Source organism: Streptomyces sp. BE303 (genome assembly GCF_036290945.1).
In the GTDB taxonomy this organism is placed as follows: Bacteria; Actinomycetota; Actinomycetes; order Streptomycetales; family Streptomycetaceae; genus Kitasatospora.
Map to the genome: position 1 here is coordinate 1 of NZ_JAQYWZ010000446.1, position 515 is coordinate 515.

At 72.0% G+C, this 515-nt stretch carries 1 protein-coding gene; it reads left to right on the forward strand.

Features of this window, described 5'->3' with window-relative positions; genetic code table 11:
• Positions 1–488, forward strand: a 488-nt coding sequence (locus PUR56_RS08740; protein WP_329948457.1) for an acyltransferase domain-containing protein, incomplete at its 5' end; no start/stop codon positions are given.
• Positions 489–515: the final 27 nt, after the last annotated feature.

Genomic DNA, 515 nt, shown 5'->3' on the forward strand with positions numbered 1-515 from the left:
AGGTCGCGTTGCACCTGGATGCCGATCTGCACCAGCCGCAGGCGGAGGTGCTGGCGGACGAGGAGCTGATCCACCGGACCGGGTACGCGCAGCCGGCGTTGTTCGCGGTGGAGGTGGCGTTGCATGCGCTGCTGTCGCACGGGGGTGTGCGGGCGGACGTGCTGGTGGGGCACTCGATCGGTGAGGTTGCCGCCGCGCATGTGGCCGGGGTGCGGTCGCTCGGCGATGCGGCGGCGCTGGTCGCGGCGCGTGGCAGGTTGATGCAGGCCCTTCCGGCGGGTGGGGCGATGCTCGCGGTGGGTGCTTCCGAGGCGGAGGAGCTGGCGGCGTTCCCGGATGTGGACGTTGCGGTGGTGATCGGCCCTGGGGCCGTGGTGGTCGCGGGCCTGGAAGCCGAGATCGACGCCGTCGCGGAGGCTGCGGGCGAGCGGGGCGGGAAGACCAGCCGTCTGCGGACCAGCCACGCCTACCATTCGCGGTTGATGTAGCCGATGTTGGAGGACTTCCGCGCAGCG